The sequence below is a fragment of the Brevibacillus borstelensis genome (assembly GCF_003710865.1).
Lineage (GTDB): Bacteria > Bacillota > Bacilli > Brevibacillales > Brevibacillaceae > Brevibacillus > Brevibacillus borstelensis.
The window spans coordinates 37,925-63,136 of sequence record NZ_RHHO01000052.1 but is presented as its reverse complement, the minus strand read 5'-3'; the positions used below and the strand labels follow the sequence as shown (position 1 = coordinate 63,136).

Sequence of the window (25,212 nt, the reverse complement as noted above, 5' to 3'; positions counted from 1 at the left end):
TTTTAACAGTGCCGTTCACAGGACAGGTCATTGCGGCGATTTCAATATTAGCAGGATTTAATATTGCGAGTATAACAATTCTCTCCACAATAACTAGGGGGCCAACGAAAAAACTTAAAGAGGTAAAGACGGCTGACAACAAAATGAGACTTTTTGACACCGTAGTCTGTTTCTTTACGTGGGCTGTGATTATACAACTCATCGTTGTCTTTACAAGCATTATTCTTTTTTACGTTGGCTCGTTTATTCCAGATTCATTGAAAAAATGGCCGATCTTTTGGTGGGCTTGGGGATTGGCTGGTTTTTGGCTAGTGATCACGATACATTCGATACTTCTTTCAATTCGAAATATGAAAACTCTCTATTTATATCTAACGTACAAAGAAGGGAAGGAAAATAACTCATGTTGAAATACAAATCCATAAGTGGAGCATGCCGTAGCAGCTCGGTTTATGAATATCAATCAAAATGTTGAGTACCGTGCTCATTGACCACCATGGCAAAAAATTATTACCATCTGATGGGTGGTTTTGCTGTCGCGGTTCAGGAGGGCAAGTTGATTCACTAAAGCGAACGTTATTTGCTCATCCTTAAACACTTGAGTCCTGCTAGCATTTAAAATGGTTTATTTTTACGATAATGGGATAAAATTAACTCTCTCTATTGTGTGGTACCTGAATGTCAATCTCTCCGTATTCGGAACGAACGGTCTTCTTGCTGTAACCATTTACAGTTGATGGTCGTTCGTTTGTTTTTTTGAGTGTTGCTTCACAAGATCAGTTTCTAAATCGTCTTAACATCAATCGAGGGTTTTTTGAAGAGATCCACGACTGAGATCGTTCCAAACACATAGAACACGTTGATTTCAATTTTTGCATCAGAAATCAGAATAAGCAACAAATACAAAGGACTGCCGCTTTCGCGCAGTCCTATAAGTGTAAAGAGACTGGTGGTATTACTAAATTACACTGATGTGCGCCAGTCTTCTCGCTAGTATTGCTGGGAATCAAGGGATGTTGAAGAAATAAATTTTCGATCTCCAACAGTTTTTCAGTCGTGTTACACATATAACATAAGTTTAACTTTATACTTCCTTCGTATCGACAAGATCAATGATTTCACGAATATCATCAATTTTAAAGGTATCAGCGATCCGTTCAATATGCTGAAAGTTAATATTCTGTCGCTTTTGATTAGCGAGTTCACTTAGTGCTGCGTGGCGAATATCTGTTAAACGAGATAACTCCCGTAGCGAGATGCCTTTTTTCCTGAGTAACTCTGGAATTTTCACAATTACTTTCTTCCCCATGTTTGTCCCCACAATTTGGAAAAAATGATTGACTATACGCAAAAGCGTACCATATAATAAAAATCAATCTGGTACGCAAATGAGTAACAATACAATTTAAAAGTAACTACATACAAATAACCCGTCGAAACACCAAAAGAAACTTTTATCGATCAAAGAAAACTTGAATTACCCAGTTCGTCATTGTAAAATTTGTAAAATATAGGATAGTTTTTCCGGGGGCGATTTATTTTGAGTTCAACGATTGGAACCTATACAACGATAGGCGACCTGATAAAGAAATACAGGGGCGGCTTATCTTGGGGGGAGTTGTCAAAGCTAACAGGCATTGAAAAAAGCATCATCAGAAAGATTGAAAACGGCGACACAAAGAGACCCGAGTTAAAAACAATTATACCTATATTCAAAGCGCTAAACGCTCCACGCGAAGAAGTAATCGAAACTTGCATCATGACGGAGAATCGGTTGTCCGTTTTGCGTGAATTATTGTCGGAAGCGATTCATTTAGTAAACGCAAACCTCATCGAGAAAGCAACCGTTCGTTTGCTGGAATGCCCCCAAGCGAAAAGCGAGGAGATCGTCGAAGAGTTGTACCATACTGCAATTTCAGTTGACGATACAGGTGTGAAATGCCTGCTTTTCAACAATATCGTACAGTATTGCAGGCTGCGCGGTATTCAACCCTATACAGCGAAGGCTTTATTTCAAAAATACCGCATTGATCGGACAGAGGTCAGTCAACTGGAGGAAGCTTATCGTCTTGGAAAAGAGGTTTTGTATTACACAGACTTTTTAAGCCAGGAAGAGAAGATCACGCTCTACTATCTGATGGCGTACGATGCCCACGATATGGAAAAATACGAGGAATGTATTGCGTACGGAAAAACGGGACATGCCGAGGACCCAACAAACAATGAGGTGAAAGAGCGGGTCGCTCTGGCTATATGCAACTCTTACTTTCATTTAGGCCGATATGATGAGATGGAAGAGCATATTCAACAGTATGAGAGCTTGGGCTATGAATTTATCAAGGTACGTTCCAAATACCTCCGGGCTATCATTTTATCGAAAAAAGGGTACTACAACGAGGCTATACCGTTATTGCGCGAGTGTGTAACAGAGGCAACCAAGAACAATCGGATCCATCGGGTGAATCAGCTGCTAGAGGCATTGCTAGGCATAAACGATACAGACTCGATTCAACAGATCATCGACACCGAGGAGAAACATTTTGCGTTTGATTTTCAGAATACATACACATTTTCAGAGCTAGGCAAATTTTTTCGCTATAAGGGTTCCTTTCTGGTCTCGCGTGGTTTGTTTGATGAGGGGATGGAGGCCTATTTGCAAAGTATTATGTACTTTGGGAAAATAAATGATCGCGACAAAATCTTGTCTTGCGCGGTAGAAATCAATAAGCATCACTGTGAGTTCGGTAAAGAACATTTGGGACTTCTGAAAAGGCTTAATGAGGTATATAATATAGTAAATATAAATTGAAGGAAAAGGAAGGGATGTAAAATGAAGAAATTCTTTCATATTTTTTCCTCGGTCACATTGGTAATTGCCTGCGCCTTTTTTATCGGTTCTATTGATGCCGGAAAGAATGCCGGAAAGAATGTCGGAAAAGACAAACCTATTGTTGTATACACTGACAACCCACAGGGATAATAAACCAGTCATGATTCCTACTTTATGATCTATATGATCAAAACTCGGTTCAAAAGGAACGCTCTTTTCAAGGGCGTTCCTTTTTATTTTCAAAGAGAAACGGGTGGGTCAAAGGCATTTTTTTCCAAGGTTTTCTTGCCCCATCTTGTAAACTACAGTTGGAGATGATCCAGATAACCGGATTGCTTGGTGTACAACATATTCTGGCGACTCGAAGGAGGTTGACAACATGGGAGCTGTTGAACGTAAAAAGGACGTTCCTCTATGCTGCCAAGCAAAAGGAACGCCTTCACCACGAGCGACAACATATATCGTTTCTATACATTGCAACCCTTTGTGTTTCGTAGAGGAAAGAGACTTGTACCAGACAATAGAAGATTTACGGCGCGAACTTGTTCGACTGGTGCAGGAGAAGGGAAGCTTTACGGATGAAGTTGTGGTAGAGCTGAGTCAGCGTTTGGACGGTTACATTTACGCTATTCAATCAGATAGACATAAACGGTCAAACATTACTACAGAGGAAGGCTAAGGCAGGGGTAAAGGGATTGTAGATGGATTTGCACGTTTTGTGATATTACGGAAAAAATATCAAAATACAGATAATTGGTGAAAAATCACGAAAGTAAAAAGCTGAATAAAATTGTGATACTTACTAATAAAACTAAGGTAAGGGGGAGGGGATTAAAGTGAGCAAGAAATCAGTATTACTCATTTTTGGGTTAGCGGTGGTCTTTATGACTATTTGGGTTTATGCCACTCAAAATAGTAGCTTGACTTTCAATGGGGAAAGTGACCACTGGAAAGGGAATCTTAAGATTACAGGAGCCCGACAACAACTTGATCAAGAACTGACTTTGACATTTAAAGATGCTGATGCACCCGATACTCCCATAAATTTTTCTTTTAAAACTACCTTTGGTGGCGGAGAGGTAGCCGGAGCTAGACTTAGAAAAGATCAATCAATTACGTTTATAAGTGGTGGATCAGGGGGTGATCTCACTCAAGTCCCAGACGAAGAAATTACGGTAAATATTTATTGGGGAAGTTTCCATGAAGAACTGGTTCTAGGAAAAACTAAATAAGAAAGTGAGGAGATTCTACCCTCACTTTTTAAAATCCTGTTGGTTCAGTTCTTGTATTTATAGTCTTTTGAAAAGAGCCGTCGCAATAGATATCCGCTTTTACATACGCCTGAATCCAAGTGGTTCCAGTTGAGTTAACTGGAGGAACATTGATAATTGATGAATTCCAGATCCAAGAATATGATGTTGTGCTTGTCTCCCATCCGGGGGAGTCCCATGGATTATCACTGTTCGGGTAATTTTTGGATATTGTACCACCGCACCAGCTCGTTTATCGGGCGTTTCGGATTGGGCGGGGGGAACCGTATCATAAGTGACGGCAAGTTTTTTCGGAAAATCTCGCAGCGGTCTTGGAAAAGCGCATTGCCGGGCATGGGTTTGGGAAGGGCCACGCACGGCTGAAAAGTCGGCGCAAACGGGTTTCTGCAAGCGTTTTGGGGTCCACCAAACGATGCGGTACCTGGAGGGGGACTTTCGCTTGCGGAAAGCGAAAGTCCCCCTCCGCCGTCTTGGCGGAAGGGGCCAGTTCAAAAAATGCTTTTGGACAGTCGGGTCAAACTCAAGCTTGATTACGCTACGTCACTTATCGGCAGTTTACCATCCGACGCTTCGCAGTAGGAAAGGAACGTGGGTCCGGGCATAGCCCGCAAACCGCCTCACGGCCAGGCTTCGTCGACCCCTTCGAGCTCGGGGAGCCCCGCCTTGCGCCGCTGCTCGATGATATATTGGACGTACCACTCCGGGTTCTCGGTATTTTTCCGGATCGAGCGAATCGTACCCAGCCAGCGGTCGTTCCAGCTCATGCCGTCGGAGTTCACGTGTCCCCGCTTCTCCATCTCGATCGTCTGGTCGTACGAGGAGGCGGCAAAGATGCGCATCCTGGGCGTATCGAGCAGGATCACGTTGCCGTTCTCGTCCCGCCTGGTGTCGAATTCGTTGCTTCTTCCCTTGAGCACCGCGTAAGTTCCCGCCGCCGCCACGAATAGAATTGCGACTGCGGCGAGCGAACCGAATATCCACAGCATGACGTTCATCTTCCGGCCTCCCGAATCAAGGTATAGGCGGAACCCGAATGACCGAATCGGTCCGATATCTCGATCATAACACAAGGCGACCTTCCGACAGGGAAGTTTTTTTGTTATGACTGCAGCGCATCGAAAGGGCGACACAGTGCAGGTCAAGGGCGGTTGAAAAGCCTTGCTGGTCTTGGAAAGTGCAGCAGGAATTAGTCAAAGAAAGTCAAGGTCATAACGGAGAAAACTTGCCGTTACAGGCAGCACGGAGAGCCGTACCATCAGTAGGGCAAAATATTCCCCCCACAATACCCATGCTATATCCACAGTACCCATGCTATATCTCTTCAGGTTACATTTAAACCCTTGCCATGCAAATACTCCGTCATGCCGCTGAGCGGCAATTGCAATTTGAGCAGGTCGATGTGACTTCGCGACCAGCCGGCGTCGCGGTTATTCTCGCTGCGGGTTTGGTAGTAGTGTCTCATGTCATGATCGTACGCTTCGATTCGTTCCTTCAAATCGCTTTCGGATGGGTACCTATTTTCGAAGTAAACGGCTTCTAGCGGAAGGCGGGGCTTAATTTCAGGCTGCTGGTCGGGTACGCCGACAGCGATGCCGAAGAGCGGGATGACATATTCCGGCAGTGCAAGCATCTGGTCAAGCCGCCGAATATCTTTGGAGACTGATCCTATAATAACGGCGCCAAGCCCTAAAGATTCTGCAGCCAGTACGGCGTTCTGAGCGGCGAGCGCTGTGTCGGTGACAGCGATTTGATAAAAAACAGAGCTTTCCAGCATCATTCGCATATCCTGCTTCTCTTGCTCGGTACCCATAACCGTGAGTCGTTTTAAATCCGCGCAGAAAATGAACAGGTGTCCGTTCTCCTCAATATACGGCGTCTTTGTGATTTCGCTTAACTCCCGCTTCAGGGCGGGATCGGTAAGCCCGATAATCGAGTAGGCTTGCATGAATCTGGATGACGAGGCCATCTGGGCGGCCCGAACGATAGTTTCGATCTGGGATGGTGTCAGCTTTTCGTTTTTGAATTTGCGGATAGAGCGATGACTCATAATAGCTGCCAGCACTTCATTAAAGGTTTTATTCATGGCAAGGCACTCCTTATTCACTTTTGTTTCCTGGAAACAATATAACAGAAGGGATTTCGGGTGTCAATATTGTTTCCGGGAAACATTATTTACGAATCTTGATTTAATTTGTTATACTGAGGACAATGCTACGGTGAAAAGGAAAGGAACAAAGGGAACATGAATCAGCCTCACGATGAACGGTTGCTCCGGGAAGTGTTTGAGGTATTTACACGATTTGCAAAAAAAATACAGGAAGAGGACGATGAGGAAAAGGCTTGGATGTTGGCGCAAACCTCGGATGAGCAAGTACAGGCCATATTGAGCGAGATGACGTTTATGATGCTTCATGTGTTGGATGGAATCGGCAAGCTCGGCCGGACGAATGGAAGCACGCTGTCTAGCCAATTCGGCATTCCTAAGGGAACCGTTTCTAAACTAACGAAACGTCTTAAGGTGCTCGGCTTGATCGCGTTCGAGACTATTCCGGGCAATAAAAAGGAACTGTATTTTACGCTTACACCGCAGGGAGAGACGATCTATAAGCTACATGAGCGGCTGGAAGAACGCATCCAGGCCGCTGCGGCCCACTTTATGGCCGGGTATACAAGGGAACAACTGGAGTTCATCAGGGATTTCATGAACAAGCTGACGTCCCACTCTTTTCTTCAGCTTGACGAAGAACAAGCACGAGAGTCAAATTCTTGACGCTGCTTGGCGGTCCGCAATTCAAATTCACAGAGGCTATATCTTTTATTGTCCATTGTGATCATCAAGAAGAATTGGATTACTTCTGGGACAAGCTCTCCGAGGGTGGAGACGAGAAGGCGCAGGTGTGCGGGTGGTTGAAACACAAGTTCGGAGTATCGTGGCAAATTGTCCTAAGCAATTTAACCGAAATGATATGCAGCCCCGATCCGGAAAGATCAGAAGGAGTGATGAAGGCATTACTTCAAACGAAAGCGAAAATCGATATGAGATCATTAGAGCAAGCATACGAGGGGTAATGTATATCCCGTGATGAAAAGGCCGTCCCGCAAGGATGGCCTTTTCAACTGGCCGTTACGAGGCATGGCTATGAAGCGCGCTCGCGGGAGAAAGATTATGATTCCGATTTCTGTCCATGAAACGCAGCAGTCGGTTGAAGACGATGGAGTCGGAATGGACGACGTTTTCTTGCAACGAATATTGGACAGAAAAGCAGATGGCAGGTCAGGGGTTGGATTGATATATACAGATCGGCGATGAAAACGGTCACTCCGGGACGGGGCTTCTGTTTAAAAGTGCGGTAGGTACAGGGGCAACGGTAACTTTTCGTGTCCACAGCAGGATGAATAACAAGTAGTTGGGATAATGGAGGTGTCGTAATACATTCACCCTGTTCGCACCTCCAGAAGTCTGCGATGATGAATCCATCAAGGGTTCGATGTCACCGGGCTTCGCGCTTTGACCTCGGCCTTTGGCCTTCAGGCTATTGCGATCCTTCCTTCTATGACAAAATTGGAAAAGTAGGGTCGCAGCTTTCCTGAAGGATCATCAGGAGAGGAGGCATCCGGGCTTTCATATCCACCTTATCCTTCATTCTCTAACACGGAGTACGGATATAAAATTGCCTGGAGTCTTTGCGATGATCAATACCATCTATTTGCGGCGAGCAAACAAACTGATTGTGAACACGGAAAACGCGGTGCAAGGGTCTCCCCGACTTTCGGAAGCTTATTTGGCTACGGCCATGAAAAATATCGAACATCTCGGGTTTACGTTCTCGCCTCAATTCATGTACACCGTTCGTAGCTTGTCCAAAGAGCAGTTCGAAGCGTTCTATCATCAATTGGTAGTCGATCTAAAGCTGCTGGTTGGCGCTCACGTGGAGTACAAGCCGATGTACCCGGGCTTCCCGATGCAAGTGATGGAGTATCACGATGCCGAGCTTTACCTGAATGCCATCTATCACTATCTGACTCTGGATTTGCCTGAGTACGAGACGGTGCACATACAGCCTTTATTGGATAAAGGAAACCTGAAAGTGATCGATCTTGGAACCAAAGCGGAGTTTCATGCCATGATCCGCCGGCTGATTCAAGCCAAGGTGTCGATCTCCGAGACAGACAGAGAAGACATCGATGCGGCGATCGGGTGGGCGGATTCGGCTGACTTGGATGAGATTCTCCCTTCGGAGATTCCGTTCAAGGAGAATGTCGGATTCGTGGTCGGTTCCCTATTAAAGCATGACAAGGCAGATATAAAGCTTATCGGGCGTTACATAAAGACCGCAACAGATGTCCTTCGTCTGGCTGTAGCCTGGTCACAAGGCGATGTCAGTCTCGCCGAGGCTGCGCGTTTCCGCAAATTCAAGCGCTCAGAGAGACGGCTGCTGCTTGGCTTGCTGGAACAATGCCACCCGATAACAGAGGATATGCTGAGATATAAACAGCGCTGGATTCGATTGGGCGAAATCCTGCATCCATCGGAATACAAGCATCAGTTTCCGCGATGTCAGGAAGCCTTCGATATTTTGCGCAATAACAAGTCATTTGCGACCTTCAACGCAAGCGTTGAACTGGCCTTCCAATCTCGTGATGTGTGGTCACTGATCGATCTATTGATGCAGCGTCCGGGCGAGTTTGCAAGAAGATTGGATCAGTTGCTAAGATCAACCGATGAGACGCAGTATGTAGTGCTGGCATTCGGCGAGGTCGCGAGCCAAGTATCGACGCCTGTGCTCTTGCAAGTGAAGTCTCATTTTGCACATCGCCATGAGCCTCACGATCTGCGAATCTTTTTCCCAAAAGGAATTGTGGCCAAAGCGTTTGCGATCCCCAATGCTCTCCCCGAGATAGATGCAGCGGTATGCCAAGACATCGTGCAGTTGTGCGATCAGGTGCTCATCCAGCGGTTTTCGGCGCTGGCTCCGCTCGGGAAGACGTATATCGATGAACGCTTGAAGTGGTACCATGTCCCGTTCTCCCAAAGATCGGCAAGCAAAGCCTTGCGTACGATTGTCCGGGGAAGCCGTTTGCCGATGCCAGAGGGGGATACGATTCGTTTCTTCAACTGGTGGAAGGAGGGCATGGTTGACGGCAAGCCTACGGATCGTGTAGATATTGATTTGTCCGCTGTCATGTATGATCGAAACTGGGAGTATGTCGAGCATATTTCCTATACCAATCTCCGATCCTCCAAGTATCGGGCCGTGCACAGCGGTGATATCGTGGCAGCTCCCCAGGGAGCGTGCGAGTTCATTGATCTGCATATTCCGTCCATTGTCGATTATGGCGGTCGTTATATTGTGGCTGCGCTTCATTCTTTTACCGATCAGCCTTATTGCGACTTGCCGGAGTGTTTCGTGGGCTGGATGATGAGAAAGAAACCGGGGTCTGGCGAGATCTTCGAGCCAGCGACGGTGGAAAATAAAATCGATGTCGCAGCCGATACGCAGATTGCGATCCCCGTCATTTTCGATCTGGTGGAACGCACAATCATCTGGGCCGACTTGGCGCTGACGAGAAATCCCGGCTACTACAACAACGTAGAGGGGAACCAAAAAGGGATGGTCTTGATGGGGAAAGCCATGACTGCATTGCGGAAGCCAGACCTGTACGATTTATTTACGCTCCATGCCCAGGCAAGAGGGGAGCAAGTGAATACTCCGGAGCTGGCAGATTCGATTTTTTCCGTGGAAAACGGAGTAACTCCGTTTGATATTGAGCAGATTATGGCTGGGTTTCTTGTTTGAGTGAGAGTTTTATGCCTATCTCGGGTTGAGAGGAGCAGCATTGTGCTGCTCTTTTTTTCATGGGGCTGTACAGTCTTAAAGGATAAACGTAAGCGTATGACTAGGCTGACTTTTGTTAGCTTCAATCAAAAAACGATTGATCAATAACATATTTTTTACTTTATATTTACACGAGACACATTGATTTACCAAATGTTTTTCCACCGAATATAATTGTGTTCACCAAAAAAACATATTACAATAAAAGTAATTCAGCAACGAACCCAAGGGGAATAGATGTTCCAGTTTTCTTACTATTGGGAATGCTGAGTAAAAAATGCGCAATCATGGAGTAGAACGGTTTCTTTCTATTACGTACAAACTATATGTACAAACACGGATACCCGCCTCTTCACTGCGGATCGGACCCAGGGTATCGAGAGCTTTCCCGAGAATTCAGCCAGAGGCAGCAGAAAGGAAGAGAACCGGAGTGGCAAACAAAGAATTGAACAGGGGCCTGCAAGCGCGTCACATCCAGATGATCGCTTTGGGCGGGACAATTGGTGTCGGTTTGTTTATGGGGTCGGCAAGCACGATCAAATGGACTGGTCCGTCCGTTATGCTTGCGTATGCAATTGTTGGGATTTTCATCTTTTTCATCATGCGTGCGATGGGAGAAATGCTGTATCTGGAGCCAAGCACAGGTTCGTTTGCGACCTTTGGCCACAAGTACATCCATCCCTTGGCCGGATATTTGACGGCTTGGAGCAACTGGTTCCAGTGGGTCATTGTCGGGATGTCGGAGATTATCGCGGTCGGGACGTATATGAAGTACTGGTTCCCGGATTTGCCCGCCTGGATACCGGGTTTGATCGCGATGGTGATTCTCGGTGCAGCGAACTTGTTCTCGGTGAAATCATTTGGCGAATTCGAGTTTTGGTTTGCGATGATCAAAATCGTCACCATCGTCTTGATGATCGTTGCCGGGTTTGGCTTGATTTTCTTTGGTATCGGCAACGGAGGAGACGCGATCGGATTATCGAACCTGTGGGAGCACGGTGGCTTCTTTACTGGCGGTTGGACAGGCTTTTTCTTTGCGCTCTCGTTGGTGATCGGGGCCTATCAGGGTGTCGAGCTCATCGGGATTACAGCAGGGGAAGCCAAGGACCCGCGCAAAACGTTGACGAGCGCGATTCAAACTATCATTTGGCGCATTTTGATCTTCTATATTGGCGCGATCTTTGTTATTGTAACCGTTTACCCGTGGGATCAATTGGACGCGATCGGCAGTCCGTTCGTGGCAACCTTTGCGAAAGTGGGGATTACGGCTGCGGCGGGGCTTATTAACTTCGTCGTCATTACGGCTGCGATGTCTGGCTGCAACAGCGGCATTTACAGTGCGGGACGCATGCTGTATACGCTCGGTGTAAACGGACAGGCTCCCAAAATATTTACGAAGCTGTCCGGCAACGGCGTGCCTTTGCTCGGAACGATCGGCGTTCTGGTCGGCTTGCTCGTAGGCGTTGTTCTGAGCTACATTGCGCCGGAAAATCTGTTTGTGTATGTGTACAGCGCAAGCGTGCTTCCCGGTATGGTTCCATGGTTTGTCATCCTGATCAGTCAAATCCGTTTCAGAAAAGCAAAAGGAGCGGAAATGGCCAACCATCCATTCAAAATGCCGTTTGCACCGGTGACAAACTACGCGACGATCGCATTTTTGATCATGGTACTGATCGGCATGTGGATTAACGATGAAACACGCGTCTCCCTGATTGCGGGTATTGTTTTCCTGGGTATTGTCGTGATCAGCTATTACGCTTTTGGCGTTGGCAAGGCCGCTCCATTGGCTGCGGACACGGATGATGAACACACGAACTGATAGAGTATCGGGCAAAAATAGAATAATCGCGATAATCGGGACATTGCTAAGCGATGTCCCGATTTTATTTTCTCAATCGAAGGCAGAAGCGGTGCTTTTGGCGAAAAAGTATTCTCAAAAGCTTTCCAAACAAGCGCGCAGGCCGCACAAAAACAAGGGAGGAAGCGTTGGCAACCAACGTGATACATAACAATGCGGGTAGATCGATTACTTTCCATGGTCCTGATCATCTCCAAAAAAGGGACGGTTACAGGCAAAGAGCTTGCAGAGCATTTTGAGGTATCGTTGCGAACCATTTACAGAGATATTTGTCCCATTTCAGCATGGAAAAAGAACTGCGGGAGTACTTGTTTCTGATCAACAAGGCGCTTAAGTTCTCGGTATAGGGATTTAAAGCCACCCTTTCTCATCGGCAATTTGCACGGCCTGCTGTCTCGATTCGGCTTCCAGCTTTTGTATCGCGGAAGATAAATAGTTTCGCACGGTTCCTTTTGTCAAGTACAGGGCCTTGCTGATGTCATCTGTCGTCATTCCTATTTTGGTCAGGCGCAGCATTTCGATTTCCCGTTCGCTTAACGGATTTTCCTCTTTCATAAAGAGTGTTGCCGCCAAATCCGTGCTGACCACGCGTTCTCCCTTCATCACTTTGCGGATGGATTCAATCAGAAAATCAATCGGTTCATCTTTTAGCAAGTAGCCATCCACCTGGGCATCGATCGCTTTCTTTAAATAGCCGGGACGGGCAAAGGTCGTGACAATCATGATTTTACAGGGCAGGTTGGCTCTTCTTATCAGCTCGGCCAACTCAAGACCGCTGATAAGAGGCATTTCGATGTCAAGCACGCACACATCAGGCTGGTGCTTTTGTATTGCCTCCCAGGCTTGCTTCCCATCCGAAGCTTCTGCCAGCACCTCAATATCGGTTTCAAATTTTAACAAAGAGGCGAAGGCGCCGCGAAGCATTTGTTGATCTTCTGCAATGACGACGCGAATCATAGCGCAGGGTCCTCCTTTCCTTGCCGACGGAGCGGAAGCTTCATGGAAACAACGGTTCCGCCCGTAGGCGAATCAGTTACGATGAAGGTTCCGTGAAGAGCTTGCATCCGCTCGTTCATCGACTGAATTCCATTTCCGCTTTTTTGGTTTACAAGCCCGACTCCGTCATCGGTAATCGTTACCCAATAATGATTGTCCATGGTTTCCAATTGTAGCGTACACCGCTTGGCCCGGCTGTGCTTGACGATATTCGTCATGGCTTCGCGGATAGAGAGAGCGACCATCGTCTCCTCCACACTGGATAACAGCGGAGGCTTCCCCTTTTCCACGACTTCAAATTCGATACCCGCTGTGTGCAGCAGCTCTCGGGAATGCTCTATTTCATTTGCCAGAGAGGTGAATTTCATATCAGAGACCAGTTCTCTGACTTGTTTCAAAGCGATTCTCGATGTGGCCAGGATATCCTTCAGCTCTTCCTTGGCCTGCGAGGGATCTTTGTCTATCCATTTTGTAGCCAGCTCGCTTTTCAATTTGATCATGGTCAGGGTTTGCCCCAGTGTATCATGCAGATCTCTCGCGATACGCTGCCTTTCCTCCTGTTGGATAAATTTTCCGAGCTGTTTATTTGCGGCATCCAACTCACCTTGCAGGGTCTTCGCTTTTTCTTTGATATAAATCACAATCGGAAAAAACATTTGAATAATCATAAACGGGAGAAGGATCGAATTCTCATCGAGAAGGTTGCCCGTTCTCTTCCAGAAAACAGCCATAAACATGAGGGCGATGGCTGCAATCCCTACACCAATATGCCATTTGGACTTTGATCTTCCCAGAAGATCAGCAAAGATGAACCCATAAAACAGGAGATTCGGACCGACATACATACCGAGCAGAGCAAGCGTAACAAAGCCGGTGAGAACGGCCGCCAAAAGGTATAGATTCCGATACCAAAGCCCCATGTAAAATGAAACGAGGAATGCCAGCAGAAGAATGAAGCTTCCCGAGAGACCAAGCGTTGAATTCGAACGTAGAACATAATAAAACAAAAACACAACCGATATGACATCTAAGAGCAGATAGTTTTTGATTTGTTCTCTCGGGTAGAGCTTCCTTATCATTGATAGCCTCCAGAGCGGTTATCTCGTATCGAAAATCCCTATTGCACGTCTACGGAGCGTTTCCATAGGTCCAAACCTGAAACCTTGAAGCCATGCCGTTGCAAACAGTATTTGGAATACGGATATTCCGATCCAAACTACGATAATTGTCACGGAATCCAGCTTTCCGCCAAGAGCAAAACCCCAACCGTAGAAAAGAATGGAACAAATGATATTTTGCATGACATAGCAGCTTAAAGACATTTTTCCGGCATTTTCAAGAAGGCCCCAAAGCCAATTCAACTTCGTATATTGTATCATTCTTCCAATAATCGCCAAATACCCTACGGAAAGAAGGGGCGCGAATAAATAGCGAACAGGGAGATCAAAAACGCCTCCAGGGATAAAAATCAACAGGTTTAAAGGCAAGCCGATAAACATTCCCAGTATGAAAAGCTTGTCGCGCTGTTTTTTGCCGTTCTCATCTTGAGAAAAGACCCCCGCACGCATAAAGCGAACACCAAGCAAAAATAAAAAGACATTCATGGGAATCGTGAAGATCGCTTCCAATCTAAGCGGGACGAAATGAGACAGGCGATAATGGACTTGCTGCAGCCAAGAGCCGTCTCTATAAAGAGCGATGACTTCGTCAGAACCGCGCAGTGTCATATTGGCATCAATCAGACTAATCACCAGGATCCCCAGGATGGCAGTTGCATGCAGGCTTCCAAGCACTTTCATCGTTATGGATATCAAGCGGTCGCCGCCTTTGACGATGTAGGCGACGATCATTGCAGTTATGCCATAGCTCATTAAGATGTCATACTCCATGACCAGGGTAAAATGCAGCAAGCCTTCCAGGAATAAAAGCGAGGATACCCAAATATAGATTCCAGGCCAAGCGTTCCCTTTGCGAATGGCTTGCTGATATTTTAGCTCAAGTCCTACTCCAAACATGATTGTCAACAATCCCAGCAGCTTCCCGTTGACGAGAAATAACACGATCATCCTGATGAGATCGTCTTTTGCCCACCACCCAGAATAATCATATGTCGTAAGGTAGGTAAGATCCCCCAAATGGGCGAAAATCCATATGTTTGTCCCTAACGTCCCGAGGATTGCAAAGCCTCGCAGAATATCAAGAAGACGGATTCTTTCTTTGCGTTGTTCCATATCCCTCACCCTTTTGCGTATGAATTTCATGTAGTCTTAGTGTAGCCATGAAAAGAGCGAGGGAACATTCACACCTGTAAAGAGATGTTTATGACTCGTGTCATAAAGTTTGTAACAAGCAATCAAATCAAGCCGTTTGCTGGTCGGCCTCAGCTGGTGGAATTGGCTCAAGGCTGTTTTCCAAGGGACAGGAAGAGGATGGGAGTCCCCGCTATGGTAAGTAACAAATGATAAAATACGGGTGATGCTATGTTTATAAGGAGATTGGTACCGTTCGTCGTCTGTTTCCTGCTGGCTGCTTGTGCGAGCTCTACTGTAAGCATTGATAAAATAAAAAAACTGAGCTTTCAAGTATTCTTACCGGAGTCTCTGCCGGATGGTTATACTGAACAAAAAACGCTCTTGGATCTAAATGAAGGGTCTCTCTTAATCTCGTACGTAAACAGCGATACGTACATTGAACTTCTGCAAATGAAGAAATCAACATACGACTACCATCCGATGATCGAGTGGTACGCAAATAAAGGCAACAGTCAGAAATCCGATGATCGGTTTGAGATAGTCGGCAATTATGTGGTCGATATGGATAATTCGTTAAACAAACAAGGTGTGTGGGAAGCAGTATTTCTGCCGAAACAAGACTTGGACAGTCAGACGAAATACAACGAGCTTCGCTATTATCATCTGCAGTCAAACAGCAACGAAGAAGAGTGGAAAACATTCATGGAGAGCCTCGCCCCCATACATTGATGAGAGGAATAAGTCTTTTTGCGCATACAGGAACGCAAAAAATAGTCTGCCAGCATCATTTGGAGAAAAGACCCAGGTTGACAGAATTAACATAACATTGTAAACTCAAAAACATAATTGAATATGGACCTCACTTAAAACAGTGAGGTAGAGGTTGCGATATTTAACAGTCCTTGGCGGAGTTCGAGAAAGCGTTGATGCCAGGGAGAAGGAAATGTCGCCGAAGCTTGCAATATTTCTCGGTATTGCATTGCTGGGTCTGCAGTTAAGAGCTGCAGGACTGTCTCAATAAATGACCCGATTTATTGAGTTGTGCTATCTCATCTGGGAAAAGAGAGGTATTTGGGCAACTATGTTTGTAGTGCGACCTGAGTCTATCTCAGGTCGCTTTTTGCATTTTTTCAGCCAAAAACCCAGAAGCCAAAGGAGAAAATGAACCATGAAAAAACAGTCATCATTCATAGCTATGTTTCTATCCGCTGTACTTTTGCTCGCAGGATGTGGGACAGGCGGAGGCAGCTCGCAGTCTGCCTCAACCGATGAGGGAACATTCAAGGTAGGGATGGAAGCGGGATACGCTCCGTTCAACTGGACCCAAATGGACGATTCCAACGGTGCTGTGAAAATCGACGGCAATGCGGAGTACGCAGGCGGATACGATGTAGAAATTGCGAAAAAGATTGCGGATGGCCTGGGCAAAAAATTGGTCATCGTGAAAACGGAGTGGGATGGCCTTGTTCCTGCATTAACCTCCGGCAAAATCGATGCGATCATTGCAGGGATGTCTCCAACTGCAGAGCGCAAACAAACGATCGATTTCTCGGACAACTACTATAAATCCAATTTGGTCATGGTCGTGAAAAAAGGCGGAAAATACGAGAACGCTACTTCCATCCAGGATTTCAAAGGGGCAAAAGTGACTGCCCAATTGAATACATTCCACTATTCCGTGATCAATCAAATCGAGGGCGTCGTTCAGGAGCCTGCGATGGACAACTTCCCGGCGATGCGCGTAGCGCTTGAATCCGGAATGATTGACGGTTACGTCTCTGAGCGTCCGGAAGCCGTCAGTGCCTCCACGGCCAACCCGAACTTTGCCATGGTCGAGTTTACGGATGGATTTACGACCTCGGAAGATGATACGGCCATCGCTGTCGGCGTGAAAAAAGACAGTGAATGGACGAAAAAAATCAATGAGATTTTATCCGGCATTTCGGAGGAAGAGCGTACCAGGATCATGGATACAGCCATCAAAAATCAACCAGCAGCACAATAATCGCTTGCGAACCGGCTGCATCTCCATGCAGTCGGTTTTATGCGCATAGGGCAGGGGAGCTTCCCTGCATGAACGGAGGAGAACGATGAGCTTCGAGTGGATTGTAAAAATCATTTCCGAAAACTGGCCCATGTTCCTTCGCGGAGCGGGAATGACCCTATTCATCGCTTTGCTCGGAACGATTTTGGGAGCCATCATTGGCCTATTGATCGGGCTTATCCGGACGATCCCCGTTCCGGAGCGGGGAGCCAAAAGGGCGATTTTGAAAGCAGTCAATGCCATTCTAGCTACGTATATCGAATTTTTCCGGGGAACACCGATGATTGTGCAGGCGATGGTCATCTACTACGGTTCCGCCTTGGCGTTCGGGGTTGATATGGACCGGATTCTGGCCGCCGTTTTCGTCGTGTCGATTAATACGGGAGCGTACATGGCCGAGATTGTTCGCGGCGGGATTATTTCGATTGACAAGGGACAGTTTGAAGCAGCCCATGCGATTGGGATGAATCACGTTCAAACGATGATGAATGTCGTGCTGCCGCAAGTGATTCGCAATATCCTGCCGGCAACGGGGAACCAGTTTGTCATCAATATCAAGGATACTTCCGTACTCAATGTCATTTCGGTCACCGAATTGTATTTCACGACCAAATCGATTGCCGGGAATAACTTCAGATATTTCGAGTCCTTTTTTGTTGCGTGTGTGATGTATTTCATCATGACCCTGATCGTCACGAAAATTTTGCGCTATTTCGAAAGAAAGCTGGAAGGCCCGGACAATTACGCCGTAATGGCGAATCCCGTGCAGGCAGAAGGCAAGAAATAATCGAGGAAGGAGGCGAGCATATGGAGACCATCATAGAAATTAAACACGTCAACAAATACTTTGGCAGTCACGAGGTATTAAAGGACATCGATTTTTCGGTCAAAAAAGGAGAAGTCGTTACGATTATCGGTTCCTCCGGATCGGGCAAATCAACGCTGCTTCGATGCATCAATCTATTGGAAAAGCCGAGCGGCGGGGAAATTATGTATAAGGGTGAAAACATTTTAGACGAGAAGCACGACATTTTCACCTACCGCCGAAAGCTGGGCATGGTATTCCAGCAGTTTAACCTGTTCAATAATCACAATGTGCTGAGCAATTGCGTGGTCGGGCAAGTAAAGGTGTTAAAGCGATCCAAGGATGAAGCTGAAAAAGTCGCGATGAAGTATCTCAAAATTGTCGGGATGGACAAGTATGTGAACGCCAGGCCGAATCAATTGTCGGGCGGGCAAAAGCAGCGCGTGGCCATTGCGCGGGCTCTTTCCATGGAGCCGGATGTGATGCTGTTCGATGAACCGACATCGGCGCTTGACCCGGAAATGGTGGGCGAGGTGCTGAAGGTGATGAAGCAGCTTGCCGAATCCGGTCTGACGATGTTGATCGTCACGCATGAAATGGAGTTCGCAAAGGAAGTCTCCGATCGCGTGGTCTTTATGGACAAGGGAGTCATCGCAGAGGAAGGAAGTCCCGAGCAAATTTTCAACCATCCGACTCAAGAGCGAACGAGAGAATTCTTGAAGCGGACGTTGCGCAGCTCCTGAGTGTCCGATACGTTTCGGAATGTTGATACGTTCCAGAGTGTCTGATACGTTGCTGAGCGGTGAGCGTCTCCTGCACGCGCATCATTATAAAAAGAACGCAGTGAAGGCAGTTTTTACGCCAAAAGCCAGGTTCCTCCGGTGAGGGAGCCTGGCTTCTCGTATTTGTTATCACATTTGGCAAGTTCATGTAAAGAAAACACTTATCGCGCCCGTTCTCCGGGGACATTGATTACGCACAAGACCAGGAGGGCAAGTTTACAGCGACTCGGCCATCTTCTTTAGCTCATCAATGGGGGCGTTCGCTTTCAGGCTATACACAACGCCGTCTTTTTCCCATACCAATACCGGGAGCTGTTTTAATTCAGGATGCATAAAGCTTGTCAGGGGTGCCGTTCCGACGAAGGCAGTTCCTTGGCCAAGTTGAACAGGCTTCATGTCTGCGGTATCCTCTTTCGAGAGAGTTCTCTTTTCGTGCACCAGAGAGAAGTAGCTTCCTGTGATCCCTGCTGCCCCGTCGTAAATCGTGATGGTCGAGCTGCCTTTGTAGATGTTGGCGCTAATTTTGACGTTCTCTTTTTTCACGTTGCCGGGTAGATAGGCCGGCAATTTGACAGCCGCGCCAAACAATTCCGAGGCTTTGGCGGTATCAAGCTCATGTACCAGTACTTGCTCCTCGTCCGAATCCTCAATGACGTTTACTTTGTTGCCTTTTTCCACAGACTCGGCAATTTTGACCAATTCCTCGGGCGAAAGCCTGCTGGTCAAACGATAAAGAATGCCGTTTTCCTCTTCCCAGATCAACACATGTACATCGCCGTGCGCTTCCTTTTGCACTCCCTGGTAGGCTGGCCCCTTCTTGGTTGCAATCCTGGTCAAGCCTTTGCTTTCTGCGGCGATATCGCCTTTCCACATTTCCAGGAAGAACGGCAATTCTGTTTGACTGAAAAAAGAACCTGCGACATGTTTGGTTTTCTCCGAGAAACGCAGAGTAACGGATGTCCTGTCTCCCGGAATGTAGCTGGGAAAGTGCAGCTCGAATCCGGCTTGCCTGGAAATGACGGTAGCCTTGTCTTCCGCTTTGGAAGAGGCAGGTTGTTTCGGCAACTGCGTTTGGTTTAGGGATGGTGCTGAAGATGGCGGGAGCGGTGATTTTGCATCACTCGCCGCACTTGCCGGAGAAATCGACACGATCAACATCGCTCCAAGTGCATACGCAGAAATTTGTTTTTTGAGATTCGTTTTCTTTTTCATTTCAGAAGCCTCCTGTTTTTTACATGATTTGGCATACACTCCTCATTACTGAATTGCGCTTGTGAATCTTACAGTAAAAATGATTGATTGGCTCATTCGACGATTTGTGGAAAAAAGGTGTAAGTTTTTGTTTGGTTTTTCAGTATTGGTTGGGTAGGGAGCGTGAAAAGGAGGAACATCGATGGATGAAGATCGGAACTGGGTCCTTCAGGTGTTGGACGGCAACAAACAGGCGTATGCGCATCTCATTACCAAATATAAAGACAGAATATACAACGTCCTGTACCGCATGGTTCACTCAAGAGAAGAGGCAAAAGACCTGACGCAGGAATGCTTTATAAAAGCGTTTCAAAAGCTCGCCAGCTATGATCTGAACAGAAAGTTTTACCCGTGGCTCTGTCGGATCGCGATCAACCATTGCATTGATATGCAGAAAAGTCAAAGGCTTCAGACTGTAGATTTTCATGAAATCGATCAGCTTTCGATGACGAATGAACAAACGCCGGAAAGCGCCTATATTCAAAAGGAGTTTGCTTCCGAAATGCGGGAAATGCTAGACGCGTTGCCAGAGAGCTATCAGCTTGTCTTGCTTCTCCGCTATAGCAATGACCTTTCTTACCAGGAAATCAGCGACATCCTTGGCATCCCCGTCAGTACAATCCAGGTAAAGCTGCATCGCGCCAAACAAAAATTACGAGCGAATACCATGCGCTGCTCGCCAAAGGGGTGGTCCGTATGAAATGTGAGGAATGCCAAGCGCTTCTGCCCACCTATGCAGACCGGGAAACAGACGCGGCCGATACTCTGCGGGTGGAGGCTCACTTGCGCCATTGCAGGAAATGCCAGGCTGTCTATGCGAGGGTGAGTAAAGAGGTTGAATTGATCCGGGACGGATGGATGATGGAGATGCTCCCTGACGATTTTGCAAACGAGGTGATGCAGCAAATCCAAGACGAAGGAATAGAAGTAGAAAAATCTGATCCAGTGCTGAAGAAGGGCGGGGGGCCAGCCAAAAGGAGAGGACTGCTAGTCTCATCTGTTGTCGCGGCGGCTGTGCTGGTTATGGCGATCGGTACCCAGGTTTCTCCTGCGTTTGCTGCTTTTCTGTCTTCCTTTTTCCAGACCATCACAGGCGAGGCAGGCTTGAGACAAGCGGCAAAACAAGGCTTCTCCACCGAGCTGAATCAAGCGGTGTCGGACAACGGAATAACGCTGCGGGTAAAGGAAGTCATAGCCGATCCCACCAGGATTGTGCTGTCGTATGTCCTGGAGGATGCGCAAGGACGGATACTCCCGGACCAGTTTTTTCCTGCCTATGGAGCAAACAACGTATATGTTGTGGACGCAAATGACAAGGTAATCCGGCGAAGCCCGCTGTTTCGTAGGACAGATAAGTATGCAGACCTGGTGTTTCCTCTCGAAAATCCCCCTGAGCAGGTCACAGTCCATCTGGAGATTAAGGGCATCGGTTCCAAGGAGCTGCATAAGACCCATCTGAATATGGAGATTCCTGTTGATTTGCGCAAAGGTATTGCTGCAACCAAAAAGCTGAAGGTTGAAGAGCAGTACACAAGCCCAAAGGGAATGACCGTCAAGTTGGGACAAATCACATATGCGCCAAGTGCGACCGCATTGGAAGTAGAGACGGAGTGGACCTTGGAAGCAAGGGAGAAAATAGTGCGGCAAGTGGAAGAGTTGAAAGCAAAGGGCGCAAGGGAAGAGGTGGCCACTCGACTGCTCTCATCCCATCACCCGGAATTTACGATCCGTGATAAAGAAGGCAACATACTCGCAGATTCCCGCCAAAACAGCAATTATCAATTCGAGTCGGGGTTGATTTATACACTTCCCGGCTCAAACGAGCAGCAAGCGGGCAGCAACAAAATGACCTATTACTTCGCACCGTTTGAAGAACCGGCAGAAGACGTGTTTTTCCATTTGGAAGACGTCTTCATTACCGAAAGGGCAGATTTCTCGCTGGTTGTTCCTCTTCATGGCGAAGGCTTACGGGGAGGGGAATACGAAGGGAATCACTACGAGGTACTAGACGTTCGGGAAGAAAAAGCAACGGACTCTGCCTTCTCTACCTACAGGATTACGGTTGATTCTATCCAGAAATCTATTGGCAACGATCCTCCAGAATGGCTGGTCACGGATAAAGAGGGAAACGTGTATAAAGCGGAGTTTGATGTAGAGAAAACAAGAAGCTATTCGGATCAGAAGGGAAGTCATACGGTGACGACCCTGATCGTCAAAGAAGTGCCCAAAGAGGCAAAAGAAGTAACGCTATCGCTTGTCCTTGTAGAAAGGCAGCTTCCCGGTGGAGAGTGGAAGATAAAGCTGCCTGATAAAAATGCACATTTTCTTTGGCAGATCAGGCAATAATCGGTATAGCCAAAAGTAATCCGCATACGCCCAAAGGGGGAATCCAATATGAATGTGTTAGTGGTAGGTTCGCACGGAAAAATAGGAAAGCAGGTCGTGTCTTTGCTTGGCCAAAAAGGCTTCCATCCCGTAGCGATGATTCGCGATAAAAATCAAACAGAAGAAATGGAAGCGTTGGGTGGCGAAGTGGTCGTCGCCGATCTAGAAGAAGATTTCAGCCATGCACTGGAAAATGTCGATGCTATTGTCTTTACAGCCGGTTCGGGAGGGCATACGGGCAGCGATAAAACGGAGCTCGTCGATCGCCTGGGAGCAATCAAAAAATGATTGAAGCGGCGGAGCGGAAAGGCATTACCCGATTCATCATGGTAAGCTCGATGAACGCCGATACGCCCGAAAAGGGGCCGGAATCGATGAGACATTACTATCAGGCAAAAGGAGACGCCGATGAAAAGCTGGCATCAACCAGGCTCAACTATACAATCATCCGGCCTGGCAGGCTGCTGGACGTTCCGGGAACGGGGAAAATCCAAGCGGCCGAGCGGATAACGGGAGATCGAACGGTCGGCATCCCCCGTGCTGATGTGGCCCAAGCAATAGTTGCAGTCATCAATGCGGAAAACACATACCGTAAAACCTTTGAACTTCTGTCGGGAGAAACACCTGTTGAAGAGGCTGTTGGTTCCATGTAAAGCGCGTGGCGGGAGTAGGGGAGTATGTGCGGGCTGTTTGCTTGCCTGGGCAAGGAAAACGAACGGGGTACAGGTTGGGCAGGAAAAGGCTCATCCGCCATTTTTCAGGTAAGGGGGATGAGCCTTTGGTGGCAACAAAACGGTTGACTGAACGGTTTTGCGTCATTTTCTCAGCAACAGGTAAATAAAGTACGGCGCTCCGATCAGAGCAACCATGATCCCTGCCGGAATGCCTTCGGGGTCCACGAGATTGTGCCCGATGGTATCTGCGAATAACAGCAGCCATCCGCCGATCAGAATCGCGATGGGGAGCGACAGCTGGTGTCTCGGGCCGATGAGAGCCTTCGCGATGTGGGGGGCCATCAGTCCGATAAACGCGATCCCTCCCGTAATTGAAACAGCCGCAGCAGCCAGCGCGACAGCCGTCACCAGCAACACGAGACGTTCTTTTTCAATCTCCAGCCCGACGCCGATCACCACAGGCTCGTTTAACGAAAGGAGATTCAATCGCTGGCTTTTGTAGAACGCAAACGGAACCAGGATCACCAGCCACGGGAGAATGGCCCAAATGAAAGGCCAGTCCGAGCCCCAAATATTCCCCGCCAGCCATTTGGCGATAAAATCCACCTTCTCGCGTTCGGCAGATGAGATGAGCACGATCATGACGCCTGACAATGCCATCGAAAAGCCAACCCCGGTCAGCACGAGCCGCACGGACTGCAGACCGGATTTTTTGCTGTAGGAAAACAGGTAGATCAGGCAGGCCGTGACGATAGCCCCGGCAAACGCGACCAGCGGAAGCAAATAGACAAAAGCGCCGGCCTTCACCGGGAAAAACAAAAAGAAAACGGCCAGGGCGACGCCTGCTCCCGAGTTGATGCCGATGACTCCGGGATCGGCCAGGTCATTTCGGGCGATGCCCTGCAAAATGGAGCCCGACAACGCGAGCGCCATCCCCGCAAGCAGGGTGACGATCATGCGGGGCAAACGGATGGAAAACAACACGAATTCCTCTTTGAACGTGCCTTGGCCGAGAAGCGTCGGGATCAGCCGGTCATAAGACAGGGAGGAGTACCCGATACCCATGGCGATGGCAAAGGTCGCGATAATCAGAGCGAGCAGAACAGCCAGCACGACGCGCTGTTTTCGGAGCAAAGCGGGATGAATCATGAGAATGCTTTCCCTCCCTTGCGCACGACGAACAGGAAAAACGGAAGCCCCATCATCGCAACGATAGCCGCCACTGGCGTTTCATACGGGGCGTTCATGGTCCGTCCGAGCATATCGGCAAACAGCATGAATGAGCCCCCGGCTATCGCCGACATCGGAATGATAAAGCGGTAATCCGTTCCTACAATGGCCCGGACGATATGGGGAACCATCAGTCCGATGAAGGTCATGTTTCCGACCAGGGCCACAGATGCGCCTGTAAGCAGAATGATGACAACAAACAGAACCGTCTTGATCTGCATCGTCTTTTGACCCAATCCGACGGCCACTTCTTCGCTCAGGCTGAGAATCGTCAGCTGCCGGGAAAGGAAAACCGCAAGAAGAATGCCGAGTACAATAAACGGAACAATGATTTCGAGCTGGCTCCACGACGTGCCGATCAATCCGCCAGCGGTCCACATGGAAACGTCTTTGGAAATTTTAAAGTAAATGCCGACGCCTTCCGCGACTGCGTACAGGAACGCGGACACGGCAGCACCGGCCAGGACGATGCGCAGTGGAGAAAAGCCGCCTTTTTTCATCGCACCCATCCCGAAAACCAGTATCGCTCCGATCGCTGCGCCAATAAAGCAGGCGATCATCAGATGAAAGGAATTGGCGGACGGGAGCAGGGCAATCGCGACGGCCAGAGCCGCGTTGGCGCCAGCCGTCAAACCGAGCAGACCCGGGTCAGCGAGCGGGTTTTTCGTCATCCCTTGCATGATGGCACCGGCCACCGCCAGTGCAGAGCCGACGAAAATGGCGCCAATCTCGCGCGGAAGACGAATTTCCCGAATCATCGAGAGCGTATCGCCAGTCGCATCGGAAGCAATGGCCAGCCATACGTCGCCGATAGTCGTGTCAGCGGCCCCGAATACCATGGCGATCACAAACATGGCGGCAAATGAAAGCAAGCCCGCGATCAATTTGTATCCAAATGGGATCGAGCGTTGGTTTTCTTTCGTCATCTGTCTACCATCTTTTCTTTGTTTGGATTAAAGGGGGCCTGACAGGAGACAGGCGATCAGGGAAAACCCCC

At 47.8% G+C, this 25,212-nt stretch carries 26 protein-coding genes, 1 pseudogene and 1 riboswitch; of the genes and pseudogenes, 18 read left to right on the top strand and 9 right to left on the bottom strand.

All coding sequences use genetic code 11. The features are described 5' to 3' along the window. A pseudogene (locus tag EDM54_RS26790) lies at positions 1-410 on the top strand (hypothetical protein); the annotation flags it as partial. 674 nt (positions 411-1,084) lie between these two features. Here EDM54_RS26790 and EDM54_RS22575 read toward each other — a convergent pair. After that, positions 1,085-1,309, bottom strand: a complete 225-nt coding sequence (locus EDM54_RS22575; RefSeq protein WP_031932448.1) for a helix-turn-helix domain-containing protein — start codon at positions 1,307-1,309, stop codon at positions 1,085-1,087. Positions 1,310-1,540: 231 nt separating this feature from the next. On the opposite strand from EDM54_RS22575, the gene EDM54_RS27470 reads away from it, so the two are divergent. The 4 genes from EDM54_RS27470 (at position 1,541) to EDM54_RS22560 (ending at position 4,062) form a co-directional block, all read left to right on the top strand. Next, positions 1,541-2,809, top strand: a complete 1,269-nt coding sequence (locus tag EDM54_RS27470; protein WP_122958820.1) for a helix-turn-helix domain-containing protein — start codon at positions 1,541-1,543, stop codon at positions 2,807-2,809. 21 nt (positions 2,810-2,830) lie between these two features. Continuing rightward, positions 2,831-2,980, top strand: a complete 150-nt coding sequence (locus EDM54_RS26610; RefSeq protein WP_157211817.1) for a hypothetical protein — start codon at positions 2,831-2,833, stop codon at positions 2,978-2,980. Positions 2,981-3,209: 229 nt separating this feature from the next. Next, positions 3,210-3,509: an aspartyl-phosphate phosphatase Spo0E family protein gene (locus EDM54_RS22565; RefSeq protein WP_003388790.1), complete on the top strand. Its 300-nt coding sequence runs from the start codon at positions 3,210-3,212 to the stop codon at positions 3,507-3,509. 157 nt (positions 3,510-3,666) lie between these two features. Then, positions 3,667-4,062, top strand: a complete 396-nt coding sequence (locus tag EDM54_RS22560) for a hypothetical protein (protein ID WP_122958819.1) — start codon at positions 3,667-3,669, stop codon at positions 4,060-4,062. 656 nt (positions 4,063-4,718) lie between these two features. Here EDM54_RS22560 and EDM54_RS22555 read toward each other — a convergent pair. Beyond that, positions 4,719-5,096: a hypothetical protein gene (locus EDM54_RS22555; protein ID WP_003388788.1), complete on the bottom strand. Its 378-nt coding sequence runs from the start codon at positions 5,094-5,096 to the stop codon at positions 4,719-4,721. Between the two features lie 326 nt (positions 5,097-5,422). Beyond that, positions 5,423-6,184, bottom strand: a complete 762-nt coding sequence (locus EDM54_RS22550) for an NADPH-dependent oxidoreductase (protein WP_122958818.1) — start codon at positions 6,182-6,184, stop codon at positions 5,423-5,425. A gap of 159 nt (positions 6,185-6,343) precedes the next feature. Between EDM54_RS22550 and EDM54_RS22545 the strand changes: the two genes are divergently transcribed. From EDM54_RS22545 to EDM54_RS22525, 5 genes are all read left to right on the top strand, one after another. Further along, on the top strand, positions 6,344-6,871 hold the full coding sequence (locus tag EDM54_RS22545; RefSeq protein ID WP_122958817.1) for a helix-turn-helix domain-containing protein: 528 nt from the start codon (positions 6,344-6,346) through the stop codon (positions 6,869-6,871). Next, the gene (locus EDM54_RS22540; RefSeq protein ID WP_081924337.1) at positions 6,868-7,170 is read left to right on the top strand and encodes a VOC family protein; all 303 of its coding nucleotides are present in this window, start codon (positions 6,868-6,870) and stop codon (positions 7,168-7,170) included. Before EDM54_RS22545 ends, EDM54_RS22540 begins: the two co-directional genes overlap by 4 nt. A gap of 620 nt (positions 7,171-7,790) precedes the next feature. Continuing rightward, positions 7,791-9,899, top strand: a complete 2,109-nt coding sequence (locus EDM54_RS22535) for a TerD family protein (RefSeq protein ID WP_122958816.1) — start codon at positions 7,791-7,793, stop codon at positions 9,897-9,899. A gap of 469 nt (positions 9,900-10,368) precedes the next feature. Then, positions 10,369-11,757, top strand: coding sequence for an amino acid permease (locus EDM54_RS22530; protein ID WP_031932453.1), 1,389 nt, complete (start codon positions 10,369-10,371; stop codon positions 11,755-11,757). A 192-nt stretch (positions 11,758-11,949) separates the two neighbouring features. Next, positions 11,950-12,114: a helix-turn-helix transcriptional regulator gene (locus EDM54_RS22525; RefSeq protein ID WP_228006836.1), complete on the top strand. Its 165-nt coding sequence runs from the start codon at positions 11,950-11,952 to the stop codon at positions 12,112-12,114. A 33-nt stretch (positions 12,115-12,147) separates the two neighbouring features. On the opposite strand, the gene EDM54_RS22520 is transcribed toward EDM54_RS22525, so the two are convergent. Genes EDM54_RS22520 through EDM54_RS22510 form a run of 3 tightly spaced genes read right to left on the bottom strand, consistent with a single transcriptional unit; the run spans position 12,148 to position 15,023 of the window. Continuing rightward, positions 12,148-12,753: a response regulator transcription factor gene (locus tag EDM54_RS22520; RefSeq protein ID WP_003388779.1), complete on the bottom strand. Its 606-nt coding sequence runs from the start codon at positions 12,751-12,753 to the stop codon at positions 12,148-12,150. Further along, on the bottom strand, positions 12,750-13,871 hold the full coding sequence (locus EDM54_RS22515) for a sensor histidine kinase (protein WP_003388778.1): 1,122 nt from the start codon (positions 13,869-13,871) through the stop codon (positions 12,750-12,752). The genes EDM54_RS22520 and EDM54_RS22515 overlap by 4 nt, the downstream gene beginning before the upstream one ends. Positions 13,872-13,889: 18 nt before the next feature. Continuing rightward, complete coding sequence (locus EDM54_RS22510) at positions 13,890-15,023, bottom strand: DUF418 domain-containing protein (RefSeq protein ID WP_122958815.1); 1,134 nt, start codon at positions 15,021-15,023, stop codon at positions 13,890-13,892. Between the two features lie 471 nt (positions 15,024-15,494). Between EDM54_RS22510 and EDM54_RS26260 the strand changes: the two genes are divergently transcribed. From EDM54_RS26260 to EDM54_RS22490, 4 genes are all read left to right on the top strand, one after another. Then, entirely contained in the window at positions 15,495-15,773 is a 279-nt protein-coding gene (locus tag EDM54_RS26260) for a hypothetical protein (RefSeq protein WP_141334234.1), read from the top strand. 140 nt (positions 15,774-15,913) lie between these two features. Next, a riboswitch (Lysine riboswitch) is annotated at positions 15,914-16,099 on the top strand. A 113-nt stretch (positions 16,100-16,212) separates the two neighbouring features. Next, complete coding sequence (locus EDM54_RS22500) at positions 16,213-17,049, top strand: transporter substrate-binding domain-containing protein (RefSeq protein ID WP_003388774.1); 837 nt, start codon at positions 16,213-16,215, stop codon at positions 17,047-17,049. Between the two features lie 85 nt (positions 17,050-17,134). Further along, on the top strand, positions 17,135-17,875 hold the full coding sequence (locus tag EDM54_RS22495) for an amino acid ABC transporter permease (protein ID WP_003388773.1): 741 nt from the start codon (positions 17,135-17,137) through the stop codon (positions 17,873-17,875). Positions 17,876-17,895: 20 nt separating this feature from the next. After that, positions 17,896-18,636, top strand: coding sequence for an amino acid ABC transporter ATP-binding protein (locus EDM54_RS22490; RefSeq protein ID WP_003388772.1), 741 nt, complete (start codon positions 17,896-17,898; stop codon positions 18,634-18,636). Positions 18,637-18,891: 255 nt separating this feature from the next. Here the strand turns inward: EDM54_RS22490 and EDM54_RS22485 are convergent, their stop codons facing one another. Next, positions 18,892-19,887 carry a DUF4367 domain-containing protein gene (locus tag EDM54_RS22485; protein ID WP_122958813.1) on the bottom strand — a complete coding sequence of 332 codons (996 nt, stop codon included), beginning with the start codon at positions 19,885-19,887 and terminating at the stop codon, positions 18,892-18,894. A 181-nt stretch (positions 19,888-20,068) separates the two neighbouring features. On the opposite strand from EDM54_RS22485, the gene EDM54_RS22480 reads away from it, so the two are divergent. Genes EDM54_RS22480 through EDM54_RS27275 form a run of 4 tightly spaced genes read left to right on the top strand, consistent with a single transcriptional unit; the run spans position 20,069 to position 22,964 of the window. Beyond that, positions 20,069-20,626 (top strand): RNA polymerase sigma factor, encoded by a 558-nt coding sequence (locus tag EDM54_RS22480; RefSeq protein WP_122958812.1) that lies wholly within the window; start codon positions 20,069-20,071, stop codon positions 20,624-20,626. Then, on the top strand, positions 20,623-22,272 hold the full coding sequence (locus EDM54_RS22475; protein ID WP_122958811.1) for a DUF4179 domain-containing protein: 1,650 nt from the start codon (positions 20,623-20,625) through the stop codon (positions 22,270-22,272). Before EDM54_RS22480 ends, EDM54_RS22475 begins: the two co-directional genes overlap by 4 nt. 48 nt (positions 22,273-22,320) lie before the next feature. Further along, positions 22,321-22,599, top strand: coding sequence for an NAD(P)H-binding protein (locus EDM54_RS27280; protein WP_307723562.1), 279 nt, complete (start codon positions 22,321-22,323; stop codon positions 22,597-22,599). Beyond that, the gene (locus EDM54_RS27275) at positions 22,596-22,964 is read left to right on the top strand and encodes an NAD(P)H-binding protein (protein ID WP_307723563.1); all 369 of its coding nucleotides are present in this window, start codon (positions 22,596-22,598) and stop codon (positions 22,962-22,964) included. Before EDM54_RS27280 ends, EDM54_RS27275 begins: the two co-directional genes overlap by 4 nt. A 162-nt stretch (positions 22,965-23,126) precedes the next feature. On the opposite strand, the gene EDM54_RS22465 is transcribed toward EDM54_RS27275, so the two are convergent. Next, positions 23,127-24,134 carry a FecCD family ABC transporter permease gene (locus tag EDM54_RS22465; RefSeq protein ID WP_024983666.1) on the bottom strand — a complete coding sequence of 336 codons (1,008 nt, stop codon included), beginning with the start codon at positions 24,132-24,134 and terminating at the stop codon, positions 23,127-23,129. Next, positions 24,131-25,141, bottom strand: a complete 1,011-nt coding sequence (locus tag EDM54_RS22460; protein ID WP_003388766.1) for a FecCD family ABC transporter permease — start codon at positions 25,139-25,141, stop codon at positions 24,131-24,133. The genes EDM54_RS22465 and EDM54_RS22460 overlap by 4 nt, the downstream gene beginning before the upstream one ends. Positions 25,142-25,212 lie beyond the last annotated feature (71 nt).